This is a genomic window from Pseudomonas koreensis (assembly GCF_024169245.1).
GTDB classification, from domain to species: domain Bacteria; phylum Pseudomonadota; class Gammaproteobacteria; order Pseudomonadales; family Pseudomonadaceae; genus Aquipseudomonas; species Aquipseudomonas koreensis_F.
In genome coordinates, this window is sequence record NZ_JALJWP010000001.1 from 737593 (window position 1) to 756343 (window position 18751).

Genomic DNA, 18751 nt, shown 5'->3' on the forward strand with positions numbered 1-18751 from the left:
TGCCCAAGGTCCTTCGCAACCCTGAAAGCCCCGTCAGCAAGGCCTCCAAGCCGTTGATTGGTCCTGGCCCAGCCGCCTGCAATGGCATGTACTGGTCGGCAGGTTTGTGGTTTAAATGGCCGGAAGCTTCATTGTTAAATTGACGAGCTGAAAAGCGAAATAGCTGAGCAGAGTGAGGCAAGCAATGACTGAACACGTTCAAGTCGGTGGCCTGCAGGTCGCCAAAGTCCTGTTCGACTTCGTGAACAACGAAGCCATTCCCGGTACCGGCCTCACCGCCGAACAATTCTGGGAAGGTGCCGACAAGGTCATCCACGACCTGGCGCCGAAGAACAAAGCCCTACTCGCCAAACGCGATGACTTCCAGGCGCGCATCGATGCCTGGCATCAGCAGCATGCCGGCCAGGCGCACGACGCCGTGGCCTACAAAGCTTTCCTGCAAGAGATCGGTTATCTGCTGCCAGAAGCGGCTGATTTCCAGGCCACGACGCAAAACGTCGATGACGAAATCGCCCGCACCGCCGGTCCGCAACTGGTAGTGCCGGTGATGAATGCGCGCTTCGCACTCAACGCCTCGAATGCCCGCTGGGGTTCGCTGTACGACGCCCTCTACGGCACCGACGCGATCAGCGAAGACGGCGGCGCGGAAAAAGGCAAAGGCTACAACAGGGTGCGTGGCGACAAAGTCATCGCCTTCGCCCGCGCCTTCCTCGATGAAGCCGCGCCACTGGCCGCGGGCTCCCACGTCGATTCGACCGGCTACAAGATCGCTGACGGCAAACTCGTCGTCACTCTGAAAGGCGGCAGCAACAGCGGTCTGCGCGACGACGCTCAGTTGATCGGTTTCCAGGGCGATGCCAACGCGCCGATCGCAGTTCTGCTCAAGCACAACGGCCTGCACTTCGAAATCCAGATCGATGCCAGCACCCCGGTCGGGCAGACCGATGCCGCCGGCGTCAAAGACATCCTCATGGAAGCGGCGCTGACCACGATCATGGACTGCGAAGACTCCGTGGCCGCCGTCGATGCCGACGACAAAGTGCTGATCTACCGCAACTGGCTCGGCCTGATGAAGGGCGATCTGTCGGAAGAAGTCGCCAAGGGCGGCCAGACCTTCACCCGTACCATGAACCCCGATCGCACCTACACCGCGCCGAATGGCGGTGAAGTGACCCTGCACGGTCGTTCGCTGTTGTTCGTGCGCAACGTCGGCCATCTGATGACCATCGACGCGATCCTCGACAGTCAAGGCAACGAAGTACCGGAAGGTATCCTCGATGGTCTGGTGACCTGTCTTGCGGCAATGCACAACCTCAATGGCAACACCTCGCGGCGCAACACCCGCACCGGTTCGGTGTACATCGTCAAACCGAAGATGCACGGCCCGGAAGAAGCAGCGTTCACCAACGAGTTGTTCGGGCGTATAGAAGATGTCCTGCGCCTGCCGCGCAACACCCTGAAAGTCGGGATCATGGACGAGGAGCGCCGCACCACGGTCAACCTCAAGGCCTGCATCAAGGCCGCCAGCGAACGCGTGGTGTTCATCAACACCGGTTTCCTCGACCGTACCGGCGACGAAATCCACACCTCCATGGAAGCCGGCCCTGTAGTGCGCAAGGCTGACATGAAGGCCGAGAAGTGGATCGGCGCCTACGAAAACTGGAACGTCGATATCGGTCTGAGCACTGGCTTGCAGGGTCGTGCGCAAATCGGTAAAGGCATGTGGGCGATGCCTGATCTGATGGCGGCGATGCTCGAACAGAAGATCGCTCATCCGCTGGCCGGCGCCAACACTGCCTGGGTGCCATCGCCGACCGCCGCTGCGCTGCACGCGTTGCACTACCACAAGGTCGATGTGTTCGCGCGTCAGGCCGAACTGGCCAAACGTGCCCGCGCCTCGGTGGACGACATTCTGACCATCCCGCTGGCGGTCAACCCGAGCTGGACGCCGGAGCAGATCAAGAACGAACTGGACAACAACGCCCAGGGCATTCTCGGTTACGTGGTGCGCTGGATCGACCAGGGCGTCGGTTGCTCGAAAGTGCCGGATATCAACGACGTTGGCCTGATGGAAGACCGTGCGACGCTGCGTATCTCCAGCCAGCACATCGCCAACTGGCTGCGCCACGGTATCGTCACCCAAGAGCAAGTGATGGAAAGCCTCAAGCGCATGGCGCCGGTGGTCGACCGTCAGAACGCCAACGACCCGCTGTATCGCCCGCTGGCACCAGATTTCGACAGCAACATCGCCTTCCAGGCGGCCGTCGAACTGGTGATCGAAGGCACCAGGCAGCCCAATGGCTACACCGAGCCGGTGCTGCACCGTCGTCGTCGTGAGTTCAAGGCCGCGAATGGTCTGTAACGTACGTTGATGGTTGAAATGAAAAAGGCCCTGATCGAGAGATCAGGGCCTTTTTTGTTTATGTGCTCGGCGTCGGCTTGGCGGAGCTGCGCAGATCCAACCCCCTCACCCCAACCCTCTCCCCCAAGGGGGCGAGGGGGAAAGGGAGCCGATCTTTGTGCTTTTCAGAACCGGAGTTCGACTGAGGAGTCTCAGGTCGGTGTACCACAATATTCACCGCGGTCAGTCCCCTCTCCCTCCGGGAGAGGGTTAGGGTGAGGGGCTTCTAGGGTTCTATACCCAATTCGTGTTTCACCAAACCCAACAACTTCCCCGTATCAATCGGCTTGAGCAGAAAATCCACCACGCTCAGATGCATCGCCGCGATCGCGTCTTTCACATCGGCATCGCCCGACACAATAATGATCGGCATCGCTGCGCGCACCGATTCGCGCACCTGGCGGATCAGGTCGAGGCCATCGACATTGCCCATGCGCAAATCGGTAATGACCAGCCCGATCGAGGGCTTTTGCTCAAGCATTTTCAGCGCCGTTTCACCGCTGGCTGCGGTCATGCAATGAATGCCATCGAGCGCGAGAATCTCCGACAACAGCTCGCGGGCGTCCTTGTCGTCGTCGACGATCAACACACGCTGCGGCGGCAGATCGGGTTCGAGCATTACTGCGCTGAGCGCTTCACGCTCGGCGTCGCTCAAAATATCGTGGTCGGACATGGCGCTCTCTAAATGTTCAATCAATCCCTGGCAAGTCGTCAGACATCGCCGGACAGCGCTTCAATGTGCACTTCGTCGGATTTTTTTCCAAGGGGCTACGACGAGCTTTTCCGAGCTTTTGCGTAGGTTATTTCCGAAAATCGGCCGATGGTGGCAAAACCTAGACTTACGTCCAATGGGCACCCTGCCCGTCGGGGTCGACCATGGCCGCAACGATCCGACAACAACAATTCGAAAAAGACTGCGGTAATGGTTATGAGCAAAGCGGACGCCTTCACCCAGGCAGGGAAAACCGCGGTTTTGCAGAATATTCAGGGCACCCTGCAATTCCTTCAGCGCTTCCCGCCCTTCAATCAGATGGAACACGCCCACCTCGCCTATCTGGTGGAGCAATGTCAGCTGCGTTTTTTTGCCCAGGGCGAGAGCATCATCAAACCGGCCGACGGCCCGGTCGAACACTTTCACATCGTCAAACAGGGTCGGGTGGTCGGCGAACGCCAGCACATCACCAGGCCCGGCACCGAGACCACGTTCGAAATCACCACCGGCGAATGCTTTCCGCTGGCGGCGCTGCTCGGTGAGCGCGCCACACGCACCGAGCACCTCGCCGGCGAAGACACCTTCTGCCTGCAACTGAACAAACTGGCGTTCATCAAACTGTTCGCCCTCTCCAGCACCTTCCGCGACTTCGCCCTGCGCGGGGTCAGCAGCCTGCTCGATCAGGTCAACCAGCAAGTGCAACAAAAAGCCGTGGAAACCCTCGGCACTCAGTACTCGCTGAACACCCGCCTCGGTGAACTTGCGATGCGCCATCCGGTGACTTGCAGCGCCGATACGCCACTGCGTGAAGCGGTGAAGCTGATGCACGAGCAACAGGTCGGCAGCATCGTCGCGGTTGACGAGCACAAGGCGCCGCTGGGAATTTTCACCCTGCGCGATTTGCGCCATGTGGTGGCCGAAGGTGTCGGCGATTTCAGCGACGCCATCGAACAGCACATGACCCGATCGCCGTTTTGTCTGTCGCCGGATCACAGCGCATTCGATGCGGCGATCGCCATGACCGAGCGGCATATCGCCCACGTGTGTCTGGTCAAGGATCAGCGCCTGTGCGGGGTGGTTTCCGAACGTGACCTGTTCTCCCTGCAACGGGTCGATCTGGTGCATCTGGCCCGGACCATCCGCAGCGCGCAACGGGTCGAACAACTGGTGACCCTGCGCGGCGAGATCGGCCAACTGGTCGAACGCATGCTCGCTCACGGCGCGTCGTCGACGCAGATCACCCACATCATTACGTTGCTCAACGATCACACGGTGTGCCGGGTGATCGAACTGACTCTTGCGGAAAAAGGCGACCCGGGGGTGCCGTTCAGTTGGCTGTGTTTCGGCAGCGAGGGCCGGCGCGAGCAGACACTGCACACCGATCAGGACAACGGCATTCTCTTCGACGCCCGCGATGCGGCGCACGCGGCGGAGATTCGCGGCAAGCTGCTGCCGATCGCCCAGCATATCAACCAGAGCCTGGCGCAGTGCGGCTTCACCCTGTGCAAGGGCAACGTCATGGCCGGCAATCCCGAGCTGTGCTTGTCGCGGGCCGAGTGGGCGCGGCGCTTTGCGGCGTTCATCCGTGAAGCCACGCCGGAGAACCTGCTGGGCTCAAGCATTTATTTCGACCTGCGCGTGGTCTGGGGCGATGAGCAAGGCTGCGAGCAATTGCGCCGGGGCATTCTCGATCAGGTCGGTGACAACCGTTTGTTCCAGCGCATGCTCGCCGAAAATGCCCTGCGCAATCGCCCCCCGGTCGGGCGTTTCCGCGAATTCGTGCTGGCCCGCAAGAACGGCGAGAAGGCCACGCTGGACCTGAAAATCCAGGGTTTGACGCCGTTCGTCGACGGCGCCCGCCTGCTGGCGCTGGCCAATGGCATCGACGCCAACAACACCCTCGAACGCTTCCGCCAACTGGTGGATAAAGAAGTTATCGAGCCACTCGACGGCGCGGCGTATGAAGAGGCCTATCACTTCATTCAGCAAACGCGGATGCAGCAGCACCAGCTGCAGACCCGGGAGAACCAGCCGTACTCCAACCGCGTCGATCCTGACAGCCTCAATCACCTCGACCGGCGCATCCTGCGCGAATCCCTGCGGCAGGCGCAGCGCCTGCAAAGCAGCCTGACGTTGCGGTATCAGCTATGAGCCTGTTTTCCTGGCTGCGCCCGGCCAGTCCCGTCGTGCCGGCCGCGTTTGCGCAGCGACTGGCGCAATTGCCGAGCATCACCGAGCTGAGCGCATGCAGCCTGCGCGAGCAGCGCTGGGTGGTGCTGGATCTGGAAACCACCGGCCTTAACATCAACAGGGACCGTGTGTTGTCGATCGGCGCCGTGGTGATCGAGGACGGCGCGATCGATTTCCGCCAGCAGTTCGAAAGGACCTTGCAATGCCGGGAATTGAAGCTCAGCCCCAGCGTGCTGATTCATGGCCTCGGGCCGAATGCGATTGCCGCGGGTAGTGATCCGGCGGAAGCATTGCTGGAGTTGCTGGAGTTCATCGGCGACAGTCCGGTGCTGGCTTTTCATGCGCCGTTCGATCAGCACATGCTCGGGCGTGCCCTGAAGGAACATCTGGGGCATAAGCTGCAGCAGGTGTTTCTGGATGTGGCGGACATTGCGCCGCTGCTGTGTCCGCAGGCACAGATTCGCGAGGCCGGGCTGGATGAGTGGATCGAGTGGTTTCGCCTTCAAGTGTTCGAACGGCATAACGCCAGTGCCGATGCATTGGCCACGGCGGAACTGGCATTGATTCTGTTCAGCCGGGCGCGGGCGCAGCAGATTGACAGCCCGTTGCAGCTGCAGCAGCGGTTGAGTCAGTGGAAGCGCAGGCAACAAACTCACTCTTTCTAGCACTACCCCTGTAGGAGCTGCCGCAGGCTGCGATCTTTTGATTTTATAAACAGCAAGATCAAAAGATCGCAGCCTGCGGCAGCTCCTACGGGGGCATGCGACCATATCACCTGACCAGTGGCCAATTGCTAACCATTCCCACCTCTGCCAGAATCGCGAACTATTCTCGTTAGTTAACATTTCCCAATCGGTGATGTCCGGTGTCGTCAGTGCCCAACCCCCACAGTGAGCTCGTCGGTGCGATGTATCGCGACCATCGCGGTTGGCTGCTGGCGTGGTTGCGGCGCAATGTGGCGTGCCCGCAGCGCGCCGAGGATTTGAGTCAGGACACGTTCGTGCGCCTGCTCAACCGCGACGAATTGCTGACGCCGCGCGAGCCGCGGGCGTTTCTGGTGGCGATCGCCAAAGGCCTGTTGTTCGACTACTTCCGCCGCGCCGCGCTGGAACAGGCCTACCTCACCGAACTGATGCTGATCCCCGAGGGCGAACAGCCATCGGTGGAAGAACAGCAAATGATCCTCGACGACCTCAAAGCCATCGATCGCCTGCTCGGCAAGTTGTCGACTAAGGCTCGTGCGGCCTTCCTGTATAACCGCCTCGACGGCCTCAGCCACGCCGAGATCGCCGGCAAACTCGGCGTCTCGGTGCCGCGCGTGCGCCAGTATCTGGCCCAAGGCCTGCGCCAGTGCTACATCGCCCTTTACGGTGAGCCGACATGACCGCGGCCAGTTCGCGCCCGGTGCCGGCCCATGTGCTGGACGCGGCGATTGCCTGGCAATTGACCCTCGATTCGAGCACCGCGCTGGAGCGCGAGGAGTTCGCCAAATGGCACGCGGCCCATGAAGAACACGCCCGCGCCTGGCGTCAGTTGGGCATGCTCGATCAGCGCTTCAGCGTCGCCAAGGGCCCGGCGCGCAGTGCGTTGCTGCAATCGCGCGAAGGCATCCGCCGGCGCATACGCAAACTCGGCAGCGGGCTGGCCAGTGTCGTCGTGATAATCGGTCTCGGTCTGTTTGTCAGTGAGCGTTATCTGCCGCTGGATTACTGGCTCGCCGATCAGCGTACGGCCACCGGCGAACAGCGCACCGTGCGCCTGTCCGACGGCACCCTGCTCAATCTCAATACCCACAGCGCGGTCGACGTGCGCTTCGATGACAAGCGCCGCTTGATCGTGTTGCAGGAAGGCGAAATCCTCGTCGAAACCGGGCATGGCGATGCGCGGCCGTTTATCGTCGAAACCCGCGAAGGCAGCATGCGCGCGCTGGGCACGCGGTTTCTGGTCAAGCGCGAGGACGATGGCACGCGCCTGAGCGTGTTGCAGTCGGCGGTCGCGGCGCATGCCCAGGCCGACCCGCAAGAACAGATTCTGCGCGAAGGCCAACAGGTGTTGCTGCGCAGTGACGGGCTGGGCTCGATCGTCGCCCTCGCCCCCGGCGCCGATGCCTGGACGCGCGGCATGCTGGTGGTCGACAACGCGCGGCTGGGCGATCTGGTGCATGAGTTGGGGCGCTACCGCCACGGGCATCTGGGCGTGGCGCCGGAAGTGGCCGAACTGCGGATTACCGGCAGCTTTCCGTTGCACGACACCGACAAGGCGCTGAGTGCATTGCTGCCGACCCTGCCGGTGCAGATCGAGCGGCATACGCCCTATTGGGTCACCGTGGCGAAGGCTGAGACCTCCTCCCCTTGACATGATCGTTCCCACGCTCTGCGTGGGAATGCAGCCCGGGGCGCTCTGCGTCCCTGCCGAAGCGGACGCAGAGCGTCCATTGAGGCATTCCCACGCGGAGCATGGGAACGATCAATGTGGGAGCGAGCCTGCTCGCGAAGGCGCCATCAGCCGCACAACCATTTCCAGCAAAAAAAGAATTTCCACCCAGCCCTATCACTTTTCCAATCTCATCCGGCACACAGGCAATTGAGAAATATTTCCATTCAGGAGCCGCCGTATGTCCCGTTCGCCAGACACCTTGTTGCGCCCCAGTCTGCTGGCTTTTGCCATCGCTTTCGGCACGCCGCTGATCAGCACTGCGTTGCTCGCCGCGGAGCAAGCGTCCAGCGTGCGCGCCTACAACCTGCCGGCGGCGCCACTGTCGACCACGCTGAACCAGATCGCCAGCCAGGGCGGCCTCGCCCTGTCGTTGAATCCGGCACTGGCAGCAGGCAAGACCTCGGCGCCGGTCAATGGCCAGTACGACGCCGCCGGCGCCCTGCGCGCGGCGTTGCGCGGCACCGGTCTGCAACTGGAGCAAAGCAGCGCTGGCACCTACACCCTGGTGGCCGTGCCGGAAGGTACGCTGGCCCTGCCGGAAACCGCGGTCATCGGCGTGGAAAATCTGGAAAGTGCCTGGGGCCCCGTCGAAGGCTACACCGCGACCCGCACCGCCGCTGGCACCAAGACCGACACCGCACTGGTCGAAGCACCGCGTTCGATCTCTGTTGCCACGCGCCAGCAAATGGACGACCGCAGCGTGCACAGCCTCGACGATGCCGTGCGCTACATGCCGGGCATCACCGCCAGCAGCTACGGCAGCGACACCCGGGCCGACTGGCTGCGCGTGCGCGGCTTTGAACCGACCCAGTTCCTCGATGGCCTGCCGCTGCCCAAAGGCGTGTACGCCAACCCGAAACAGGAAACCTGGAACCTCGACCGCCTCGCCCTGCTCCGTGGCCCGGCCTCGTCGGTGTACGGCCAGACCCCGCCGGGCGGTTTGCTCGACATGGTCAGCCGTCGCCCGAGCGCCGAGGCCAGCAGCGAAATCCAGCTGCAATACGGCAGCGACAATCACCGCCAGATCAACTTCGCCAGCACCGGCAAGATCGATGAGGCCGGGCAGTTCCTCTATGGCCTCAGCGGCGTGGTGCGCGACAGCGATACGCAAATCGACCACATCGACAACAAGCGCTACAACATCGCACCGAGCCTGACCTGGAACATCGACGACGACACCAGGTTCACTCTGCTGACGCAGTTCACCCGCGACGATACCGGCGTCACCAGCCAGTTTTATCCGATCCAGGGCACCAGGATCGACATGCCATTTGGCAAGATTTCCCATCACAAAAACCTGGGCGATCCCGACTACGATTATTACGACCGCACCTATTACGCGCTTGGTTATGCCTTCGAACATCGGCTCAACGATGTCTGGCAGTTCAAGCAGAATCTGCGCTACACCAAATCTGACCTGTCGTTCCAGACCGTCACCGTCAACAGTTACAACCCGTCGTTTGCCGGATTTACCGTGGACGATCAGGGCAATGTCGGTCGCAGCACCACCAACGCCGATGAAGACATCAGCCAGTTCGCCGTGGACAACAACTTCCAGGCCGACTTCGCCACGGGTGATATCCGCCACACCTTGCTGCTGGGTCTCGATCATCAGCGCAGCAACACCAACTACACGTCAATCTTCGGTTCGGCGCCGAGCATCAACGTCAACAATCCGGTCTACGGCCAGCCGATCGTACGTCCGGCGCGCTCCACTGCGTTTTACGATTACAACCAGAAGACCTACCAGACCGGTCTCTACGTGCAGGACCAGATGGCTCTCGACCAGTGGCGCCTGACCCTCGGCGGGCGTGAAGACTGGGTGCACACCAGCACCGAATTCTTCAACAAGGGTGACGCCACCAATACCCAGCGTGACAAGCAGTTCAGCGGCAATGCGGCGCTCAGCTACGTCTTCGACAACGGCTTCGTGCCGTACCTGTCCTACGCCGAATCGTTCCAGCCGACTACGGGCGCCGACGCCACCTCGACCGGCTCGCTCAAGCCGACCGAAGGCAAGCAATGGGAACTGGGCATCAAATACCAGCCGCCGGGCAGCAAGACCCTGCTGAGCGCCGCCGTGTATGACCTGACCCAAAAGAACGTCGCGGTGAACACCTTCGTCAATAACGTCTCGGTGACCAGCCAGACCGGTGAAGTGAAGGTCAAAGGGCTGGAGCTGGAAGCCGTGTCCGACGTTACCGACAACCTGAAAGTCATCGCCGCCTACACCCTGGCCAAATCCGAAGTGCAAAAAGGTGTCGACAAGGGCAACCGCCTGCAACTGATGCCCAACCAGCAAGCCTCGCTGTGGACCGACTACACCTGGCACAGCGGCGTGCTCGACGGTTTCGGCGTTGGCGCCGGCGTGCGCTACACCGGCAACACCTACGGCGACAAGGCCAACACCTGGCTGGGCAAGGCCGATGCCTATACCGTGTTCGACGCCAGCGTGCATTATGATCTGGGCCGTCTGGACAACAGCCTCAAAGGTGCGTCGCTGGCGGTGAACGCGACCAACCTGTTCGACAAGGACTACATTTCCACCTGCGACAGCTTCTACTGCTACTACGGCGACCAGCGCAGTGTCGTCGCCAGCGCCACTTACAAGTGGTAAGCCAGTGAGCTGAAACAGGCCCTGTTCCCAGGCCGCCCGCACCGGGCGGCTTTGGTGTTTTTGAAGGTCATGCAATGAAAAGTAAAACCATCCGCCGCTGGTCGTTCATCCACACCTGGACCAGCCTGATCTGCACGGTATTTCTGCTGATGCTCGCACTGACCGGTCTGCCGCTGATTTTCAGCCACGAGATCGATCACTTGCTGGGCAACGCCCCGGAGCTGCGCGAGATGCCGGCCGACACGCCGCAACTCAATCTGCAGCAACTGGTCGATGCCGCGCAGAAACATCGCCCGGGCCAAGTCATGCAGTACTTCGGTTATGACGACGAAGACCCGAACGCGGCGTTCGCGATCATGGCCAAGACCGCTGACACCGAGCCGAACTCATCGCACACCTTCATGCTCGACGCGCGCACTGGCGAAGCGCTGGAAACGCCTTCGGCCAACGGCGGTTTGATGCTGTTCATCCTGCGCCTGCATGTCGACATGTTCGCCGGGCTGCCGGGCAAGTTGCTGCTGGCGTTCATGGGTGTGCTGTTTGTCGTGGCGATCGTCTCCGGCACGGTGCTGTACCTGCCGTTCATGCGCCGCTTGAAATTCGGCACCGTGCGCCAGGACAAATCAACCCGCCTGCGCTGGCTCGATCTGCACAACCTGATCGGCGTCGTGACCCTGACCTGGTGCCTGGTGGTGGGTGTGACCGGAGTGATCAGCGCCTGCGCCGATCTGCTCATCGCCGCGTGGCGCAACGATGCGCTCACCACGCTGATCGCACCGTATCGCGATGCCCCGCCGCTGACGCAACTGGCGCCGGCCACGCGGCTGCTCGACATCGCGGAGGAAGTCGCACCGGGGATGAAACCGGATTTCATCGCCTTCCCCGGCACACGCTTTTCCAGCGAGCACCATTACTCGGTATTCATGAAGGGCGGCACGCACCTGACCTCGCACCTGCTGACGCCGGTGCTGATCGACGCCACGACCTTGCAGGTCACCGCCGTGGCCGAACGGCCGTGGTACATGGACGCCATGGGCATGTCGCAGCCGCTGCACTTTGGTGACTACGGCGGCATGCCGATGAAGATCCTCTGGGCGACGCTGGACGTGCTGACGATTATCGTGTTGACCAGCGGAGTGTATCTGTGGGTGGTGCGGCGCAAGGCGTCCAAGCCTGTGCTGGAAACGGCGGAGGCCTCGGCATGAAGCCGCGTCAGTCGAGTTTCTGGAAAGTCTTCAGCACACCGATCGTGATCGCCCTGCTCAGTGTGGCGGGGCTGTTTGCGGCGTTGCTCGGGGACGGGATCTGGGATGCGTTGAGCTGGGTCGGCCTTGGCGTGCCCGCGGTTTTGGCCATGAAGGGATTGCTGCAGCGCGGGTGATTATTGTTGCCTGACATGGCGCCTTCGCGAGCAAGCTCGCTCCCACAGGGGAACGCATTTCAAATGTGGGAGCGAGCTTGCTCGCGAAGGCGTCAGTCAGCACACCATCGAATCCTCGCCAGCCGAGCGTGATGTGATTAGGCTAATCTCCTGCTCTTCGCCGACCACCGAGGTTCATCCATGTCCGCCCCCAGCATGACCCTGTACCACAACACCCTGTCGCCCTTCGTCCGCAAGGTCATGGTGCTGCTGCACGAAACCGGTCAGCAGGATCGTGTCGCGCTGCAAGACTGTGTGCTCAGCCCGGTCAGCCCGAACCCGGCGCTGATCGCCGACAACCCGTTGAGCAAAATCCCCGCCCTGCGCCTGGCCGACGGCAATGTCATCCATGACAGCCGCGTCATCCTTGAGTACCTCGACCAGCAGCACGTCGGCAACCCGCTGATCCCCCGTGAAGGCGCGGCGCGCTGGCGGCGCCTGACCCTGGCGTCGATGGCCGACGGGATCATGGATGCCTCGGTAATGGTGCGTTACGAAACCGTCCTGCGCCCGATGGAAAAACACTGGGACGAATGGCTCGACGCCCAGCGCGACAAGATTCGCCGCGCCCTCGCCGTGCTCGAGAACGAAGCGATTGCCGAGCTGACCAGCCATTTCGATGTCGCGGCGATCAGCGTGGCCTGCGCACTGGGCTATCTGGACCTGCGCTTCCCGGACATGGACTGGCGGGCGGCCAACCCGCAACTGGCCAACTGGTATTTCGAAGTGAGTCAGCGACCGTCCATGGTGGCGACAATGCCCAAGCCTTAAAGCTGCGCTGCCTGTTCCGGCCTCTTCGCGAGCAGGCTCGCTCCCACAGGATGGATGCCATACCCGAATCCCTTGTGGGAGCGAGCCTGCTCGCGAATGCACCACCTCGGTTCTGGCGGCAGCGCTGCAAAAATCAGCGTCAGCAACACCGCTACTTCCCTGCGCTCAGCTCTCAACCCGCTCATTGCATCGCCTCCACATCAAACTCCAGCGGCTTGGCCGACTTCGTGCCAATCCCGTACCAGTCCAGTTTGCGCGTCAGCACCATGAACACCCCGAGCAGACCGAACAGCATTAGCGAGCCCATCAGCAGCGCGTAATCCTCGGCGCTGAGCAATCCGTACAACAGGCCATACAGCGCCGCCAGCCCCGCCGAAAAACTCAAACCATGCCGCGCGCTGCGCAAGACGTGGCTGACGTAGAAACCGATCAACAGCACGCAGCCACTGGCCGACAACAGATACGCCAGAGCAAAGCCGATGTGTTCCGACAGCGACAACAGCAGCAGATAGAAGAACGCCAGCGCGACACCGACCAGGGCATATTGCACCGGGTGCACCGCCAGGCTCTTGAGCACTTCGAAGAGGAAGAAACCGGCGAAGGTCAGGACGATGAACAGCAGCGCGTATTTGATCGCCCGATCGCTTTTCAGGTACTGATCCACCGGGTCGATGAAACTGACGCCGAAGCTGCGCCCGTTGAGTGCATCACAGTCTCCAGCGACGCAGCGTTCCATCGCTTCTTGCAGGTTGGTGGAGAAAAACGAGGTCTGCCAATCGGCGCTGAAACCCTGATCGTTGATCTCGCGCTTGGCCGGCAGGAAGTTGCCGACGAAGCTGGGGTGCGGCCAGTTGGCGGCGAGGCTGACGCTGCTGGTCCTGCCCACCGGCACCACGCGCAGCGAGCCGGTGCCTTGCAGGCGCAGGTCGAAACCGAACGTCAGTTGCGTGGCTTTACTGGCGTCGAGGGCCGGGAGGATCACATGCACGCCCTCACCGATCCAGGCCACTTCGCTGCCGGGCACGAAATCCAGCTGCTGGCCGGCGAGCTCCAGTTGCAGCGCCTTTTCGATGCCGCGAATGTCGCTGATCCCCACGGCGAGGAACGGCGCGTCGAATTGATAATCGGCAAAGTTTTCCTTGATGCCCAACTGCGCCGGCAGGGAAAAATGCCCATCGATGCGGTTGTCGGCGTGGAACAGGCGCGCCTCGTAAATCCCACGTTTGCGCAGCTCGGTCTGCACCTGGCCGTCGAGTTCGAAGCGCTCCGGCAGAAAGTACAGACGCCCGCGCGCCTCGCTGACTTCTTCGTAGCGCTTGTTGGTTTTTTCGTTGGTCTTCCAGGTGCGCACCACCTTGCGATACGGCACCACCATGACCGGCCCGGTCAGTTGCTGGCTGTAACTGGAACTGCGGGCGATGTCTTCGAGCACGCCGTCGCGCAGTTGCTGACGCTCATCGATGATGCCGTCGATCATCAGCAACGGAATCAGCAACAGCAGGATCAGCAAGGCAATCGCGCCGAGCTTGATGGTCAGATTCTTGTTCATGGGACTCTCCCTGTTTGAATGGGGGGAGTCTGCTGATGCGGTGTGGTGGGAATGTGGGGGGAATATGGAGATTGTGTGGAAAGATCAAAAGATCGCAGCCTTCGGCAGCTCCTACAGTCGTACCGTATTCCAAATGTAGGAGCTGCCGAAGGCTGCGATCTTTTGGCTATCTCAAGGCAGGTGCAACACCACCTCAACCCCGCCCTCGACATTGCCAATGCGCATCGCCCCGCCATGCAATTTGACTACCTCTTCAACAAAATTCAGCCCCAGCCCGGTGCTCTTGCGCCCGCTATCCGGGCGCGGCAGCGAGTAGAAGCGTTCGGTCAAACGCGGCAAGGCGTAATCGGGAATCGCCGTGGTCTGGTTGAACAGGCGAAACTCGATCTGCTCGCCAACCCGCTCGGCACTCAGGCGCAACAGGCCCTGCATAGGTGTGAAATCCAGTGCGTTTTCCAGCAGATTGCCCAAGGCCTGACGGAGCAGAAACGGCTCGCCAATCAGCAGCAGATCCTCGCCGATCGCTTGCTCGACACGCAGTTGTTTGCCCTCGATCCGCGCTGCCTGCGCCTTGAGCAGTTCTGCGACCAACAGCGCCAGCGGCACTGCCACGCGCTCTTCCAGCCCTTGGCGTTGTTCGACCTGCGCCAGATTGAGCAGGCGCTCGATCAACTGCTGCATTCGCGCGCTTTCGCTGTCGATGTTGCTGACAAAGCGCAAACGCTGGACGGGCGGCATCTCACTTTGCAGCAACTCTGCCGCGCCCCGAATCGCCGCCAGCGGACTTTTCAATTCATGGGTCAGAGTGTGCACATAGCGCTCGACGTAGGCCTTGCCTTCGAGCTGGGTGCGCATCTGCTCGACCGCCGTCGCCAGTTGTTCCAGTTCGCCGCCGCGATAGTGCGGCACTTCCACGCGCCGGCCCTCGCTGACCGCTTGGGCATAACCGGTCAAACGGTGCAGCGCACGACTCAGCCACCATGACAGCAAGGCGCCGAACAGCAGGCCGAGGCCGATCAGTCCGGCGCCGTAAAACAGCAAGCGCCGCTCGGTGCGATCGACATAGGGCTGCAGCGAGCTGTTGGGCTTGGCCACGGTGACCACGCCGATGATCTTGCCGTTGTCACGGATCGGCGCGCCAACGTGCATCACCGAAGAGCTCGGATCGTCAGGATCGCTGCGGCTGGAGCGCGCGCCGTACTCGCCGCGCAGGGTCAGGTAGACATCGTTCCAGCGCGAATAATCCTGGCCGACCGCAACGCCGCTGGAGTCGAGCACGACGATGCCTTTGGCGTCAGTGACGTAGATGCGGTGGTTGACCTGGTTCTTCGGCAAGCCCCAGATGGTCGCTTGCGGCTGGCGCTCGCCATAGGCACGGAGCAGTTGCGGCCAGCGGTTCTCGCTGAGGGTGCCGGCCTTGAAATCGTCGCGCAGGATTTCTGCCATCAGGTTGGCGGTATCGACCAGCGTTTCCTCGGTGGACTGGCGCACGCCGGGACGGATTTCCTCCATCACCGTGTTGAGCACGAAATAGCCGGTGAGGCCGACAAACAGCACGTACACCAGAAAGATCCGCAGCCCCAACGACATCAGCTGTGCCCCGGGCTGTAGCTGTAACCGAGGCCGCGATGGGTCTGGATCGGCTCGGCCTCGGCACGTACCAGACGCAACTTGGCGCGAACGCTTTTGATGTGGCTGTCGATGCTGCGCTCGTAACCGGCATCAGCGGCAACGCCCAGTGCATCGAGCAATTGCTCGCGGCTGAACACGCGTTCGGGTTGTTCGAGCAGGCATTGCAGCAGACGGAATTCATGGCGGGTCAGGCTCAGCGGTTGGCCGCGATAGCTGATCTGCACGCGTTCGGGGTCGATGCGAAACAGCGTTGAGCCTGTTTCCGGGCTTGGACGCGGCGCCATGCGTTTGAGGATGGCTTTGACCCGTGCCGCCACTTCTCGCGGGCTGAACGGCTTGACGACGTAATCGTCGGCGCCGATCTCGAGGCCGACCACGCGGTCGATCTCGGCATCGCGGGCACTGAGAAACAGCACCGGCACTTCAGTGAAGCGCCGCAGCTGCTTGCAGGTTTCGAAGCCGCTGATGTCCGGCAGGCCGATATCGAGGATGATCAGGTCGGCCGGGGTTTGCCGCTGATGCTCCAGCGCCGCCACGCCGAGGCTCAGCCACGTGGTGGTGAAGCCCTCGCCCTGCAAGGCAAAAATCAGCGTGTCGGCAATCGCCGCTTCGTCTTCGACAATCAGGATGTGCGGCATGGCGTCCGAGCCCGTGGCAGGTAATGCGCGAACGGTGCCCCAAGCCCGGGGTTACGTCAATCAGACCACTTAGCAGTCAGGCTTGTCGGCGGTATAGCGCCGCGCCGGATTGACCGCCGCGCCGAACTCGCGCAAGGCCTTGGCGCCGATCAGCAGCGGGTAGTTGAAGTGGCTGCGGTCGGTCAGGTTGACCTCGACGGTACGCTTGACGTTGCCCAGGCACAGTTCCAGATCGACCACCGGGCGCTTGGCGACATCGCTGCTGTCGCGCTCTTCATCGTCCTCGTCGGAACGGCTTTTGATCTTGCTGATGCGCGCGACCTTGTGCTCAAAGACTTTGTTGCTGGCGTCCTTGGTGGCGAGGCGGAAACGCACCCAGTCTTCGCCATCGCGGGTGAAGGTCTCGATGTCCTTGGCCGACAGCGAGGCGGTCAGCGCGCCAGTGTCCATCTTGGCCTTGAGCACTTCGCCACCGATTTCCGGCAGCGCGATGTATTCGTAGCGACCGTACAGCGTCGGCTCGGCGGCCATGACCGGCAGCGCGACGAGGGCAAACAGAGCAAGGAGGGATTTCACGTAAGGGGCTTCCTTGGGAGGTTGGGCAACGGCAGTTTAGACCGTCGCGCGGTTGATCGTTCCCACGCTCTGCGTGGGAATGCATCCAGTGACGCTCTGCGTCACAGGGGACGCGGAGCGTCCCGGACGGCGTTACCACGCAGAGCGTGGGAACGATCAGGTTAACGGGACTGAAGTGAAACATTCGTCAGCGCCGATTTGGCCTGTCGCGCGAAGCTGCTTATCATGGCCCGCCCCTGCCACTTCATAGAGTTGCTTATGCGCCGCCTGCTCACCGGCTGTTTCGTCACCCTGCTGTTGTTGCTCAATACCCTGATCCTGATCGGGCCGTTGATGGTGTTTGCCCTGCTCAAACTGGTCGCACCCGGGCGCTGGCGTGATTACGCATCGTGGGCGGTGATGTGGATCGCCGAGACCTGGGCCGAGATCGACAAGCTGATCTTCCGGCTGTGCATTCCGACGCAGTGGGACATTCGCGGCGGCGACGATCTGCGCCGCGACACGTCGTATCTGGTGGTCAGCAACCATCAATCGTGGGTGGATATTCCGGCACTGATCCAGACCCTCAACCGACGCACGCCGTTCTTCAAGTTCTTCCTCAAGAAAGAGCTGATCTGGGTGCCGTTTCTCGGTCTGGCGTGGTGGGCGCTGGATTACCCGTTCATGAAGCGCTACACCAAAGCCTTTCTGGCGAAGAATCCGGAACTGGCGGGCAAGGATCTGGAAATCACCAAAGCGGCGTGCGAGCTGTTCAAGCGCCAACCGGTGACGGTGGTGAATTATCTGGAAGGCACCCGCTACACCTTCGCGAAAAGCACACAGCAGGATTCACCGTTCAGCCATCTGCTCAAACCCAAGGCCGGCGGTGTGGCGTTCGTGCTGGCGGCGATGGGCGAACAGCTCGACGCGATGCTCGATGTGACGGTGGTCTATCCGCAGGAAAAGATTCCGGGCTTCTGGGACCTGATCAGCGGCAACGTGCCGCGGGTGATCATCAACATCAAGACCCGCGAGCTCGACCCGGCGCTGTGGCAGGGCGATTACGAGAAGGATCCGGCGTTCCGCCAGCGCGTCCAGAACTGGGTCAACCAGCTCTGGACCGAGAAGGATCAGCGCATCGTCGCGTTGCGCAACGAGCGCCGCTGAATCAACTGCCGGTGCCAGTGCCCCAGATGCTGCCCAGGCTGCTCAACAGCGAACCGCCGACGCCTTGCTGACCGAGGTATTGCAGCAACACCGGGGCAAACTGGCCGATCATGCCGCTGTCCATGCCCAGCGCGCTGAACGCATTGTTCAGGTCGTTGCTGTCCTTGACGTTGCCCAACGCATTCTCAAGGCCAGCTGACTTGCCGGAGGAACCTAGCAACGCCCCCAGCGCCGCGAGATTGCCGCTGCCACCGGACAACTTGTCGATGCCCGGCACTTCCTTGGCCAGTTGCGAGTAATCGGTGCTGCTCAGCTGATTCTTCGCCAGCCCGAGCATCGCGCTGGTGCCGCCCACGGCCTGCTCCGGCGTGACATCCAGCGCACTCAGCGCACTGAGCAAACCAGCGGTCTCCGAAGTCGGCGCCGCAGCGGCCGCCTTGTCGCCGCCCTGCATCCCCGAAACCGCACCAGCGACGTCATTCAGACTGAAACCGGCAAACACCGGCCCGGCGGCCAGGGTCAGGAGCGATGCCAAGGCAAAACCGCGTGAAATCTTCATTCAGACATCCTCTTGGGAAAAGCTGCCACCGGACAACGGCGACGAAACTGCGGGTTTGACCGGGGATCGGGCGGCATGTTCCAACCATTCCAATTCGATATTTT

16 protein-coding genes are annotated in these 18751 nt (G+C 61.7%); 10 read left to right on the forward strand and 6 right to left on the reverse strand.

The window, feature by feature from the left end:
• Positions 1-184 precede the first annotated feature (184 nt).
• Positions 185-2362, forward strand: coding sequence for a malate synthase G (locus J2Y90_RS03465; RefSeq protein WP_253496526.1), 2178 nt, complete (start codon positions 185-187; stop codon positions 2360-2362).
• Positions 2363-2627: 265 nt separating this feature from the next.
• Here J2Y90_RS03465 and J2Y90_RS03470 read toward each other — a convergent pair whose 3' ends face one another.
• The gene (locus tag J2Y90_RS03470) at positions 2628-3074 is read right to left on the reverse strand and encodes a response regulator (RefSeq protein WP_253496529.1); all 447 of its coding nucleotides are present in this window, start codon (positions 3072-3074) and stop codon (positions 2628-2630) included.
• Positions 3075-3329: 255 nt separating this feature from the next.
• Between J2Y90_RS03470 and J2Y90_RS03475 the strand changes: the two genes are divergently transcribed.
• The 8 genes from J2Y90_RS03475 to J2Y90_RS03510 all read left to right on the forward strand — a co-directional run bounded on the left by J2Y90_RS03475 (position 3330) and on the right by J2Y90_RS03510 (position 12547).
• Positions 3330-5264 (forward strand): putative nucleotidyltransferase substrate binding domain-containing protein, encoded by a 1935-nt coding sequence (locus tag J2Y90_RS03475; RefSeq protein ID WP_367399434.1) that lies wholly within the window; start codon positions 3330-3332, stop codon positions 5262-5264.
• A complete protein-coding gene (locus J2Y90_RS03480; protein WP_253496535.1) occupies positions 5261-5968 on the forward strand; it encodes a 3'-5' exonuclease in 708 nt (235 codons plus the stop codon). Before J2Y90_RS03475 ends, J2Y90_RS03480 begins: the two co-directional genes overlap by 4 nt.
• A gap of 242 nt (positions 5969-6210) precedes the next feature.
• Positions 6211-6687 carry an RNA polymerase sigma factor gene (locus J2Y90_RS03485; protein WP_253505040.1) on the forward strand — a complete coding sequence of 159 codons (477 nt, stop codon included), beginning with the start codon at positions 6211-6213 and terminating at the stop codon, positions 6685-6687.
• Positions 6684-7658: a FecR domain-containing protein gene (locus J2Y90_RS03490; protein ID WP_253496538.1), complete on the forward strand. Its 975-nt coding sequence runs from the start codon at positions 6684-6686 to the stop codon at positions 7656-7658. Before J2Y90_RS03485 ends, J2Y90_RS03490 begins: the two co-directional genes overlap by 4 nt.
• 259 nt (positions 7659-7917) lie before the next feature.
• Positions 7918-10356, forward strand: a complete 2439-nt coding sequence (locus J2Y90_RS03495; protein WP_253496541.1) for a TonB-dependent siderophore receptor — start codon at positions 7918-7920, stop codon at positions 10354-10356.
• A gap of 74 nt (positions 10357-10430) precedes the next feature.
• Complete coding sequence (locus tag J2Y90_RS03500) at positions 10431-11561, forward strand: PepSY-associated TM helix domain-containing protein (protein ID WP_253496544.1); 1131 nt, start codon at positions 10431-10433, stop codon at positions 11559-11561.
• Positions 11558-11737, forward strand: a complete 180-nt coding sequence (locus J2Y90_RS03505) for a DUF4175 domain-containing protein (RefSeq protein ID WP_253496547.1) — start codon at positions 11558-11560, stop codon at positions 11735-11737. The genes J2Y90_RS03500 and J2Y90_RS03505 overlap by 4 nt, the downstream gene beginning before the upstream one ends.
• 180 nt (positions 11738-11917) lie before the next feature.
• Positions 11918-12547 carry a glutathione S-transferase gene (locus tag J2Y90_RS03510; protein WP_253496550.1) on the forward strand — a complete coding sequence of 210 codons (630 nt, stop codon included), beginning with the start codon at positions 11918-11920 and terminating at the stop codon, positions 12545-12547.
• Between the two features lie 181 nt (positions 12548-12728).
• Here the strand turns inward: J2Y90_RS03510 and creD are convergent, their stop codons facing one another.
• The 4 genes from creD to J2Y90_RS03530 all read right to left on the reverse strand — a co-directional run bounded on the left by creD (position 12729) and on the right by J2Y90_RS03530 (position 16942).
• Complete coding sequence (gene creD / locus J2Y90_RS03515) at positions 12729-14096, reverse strand: cell envelope integrity protein CreD (protein WP_253496553.1); 1368 nt, start codon at positions 14094-14096, stop codon at positions 12729-12731.
• Positions 14097-14267: 171 nt separating this feature from the next.
• Positions 14268-15686, reverse strand: coding sequence for a two-component system sensor histidine kinase CreC (gene creC, locus J2Y90_RS03520; protein ID WP_253496557.1), 1419 nt, complete (start codon positions 15684-15686; stop codon positions 14268-14270).
• Complete coding sequence (creB, locus tag J2Y90_RS03525; RefSeq protein ID WP_253496560.1) at positions 15686-16366, reverse strand: two-component system response regulator CreB; 681 nt, start codon at positions 16364-16366, stop codon at positions 15686-15688. The genes creC and creB overlap by 1 nt, the downstream gene beginning before the upstream one ends.
• 69 nt (positions 16367-16435) lie before the next feature.
• A complete protein-coding gene (locus tag J2Y90_RS03530) occupies positions 16436-16942 on the reverse strand; it encodes an ATP-dependent zinc protease family protein (RefSeq protein WP_016772839.1) in 507 nt (168 codons plus the stop codon).
• Positions 16943-17200: 258 nt separating this feature from the next.
• Between J2Y90_RS03530 and J2Y90_RS03535 the strand changes: the two genes are divergently transcribed.
• Complete coding sequence (locus tag J2Y90_RS03535) at positions 17201-18088, forward strand: acyltransferase (protein WP_253496563.1); 888 nt, start codon at positions 17201-17203, stop codon at positions 18086-18088.
• A 1-nt stretch (position 18089) separates the two neighbouring features.
• Here the strand turns inward: J2Y90_RS03535 and J2Y90_RS03540 are convergent, their stop codons facing one another.
• Positions 18090-18647, reverse strand: a complete 558-nt coding sequence (locus J2Y90_RS03540; protein ID WP_150729881.1) for a DUF2780 domain-containing protein — start codon at positions 18645-18647, stop codon at positions 18090-18092.
• Between the last annotated feature and the right edge of the window lie 104 nt (positions 18648-18751).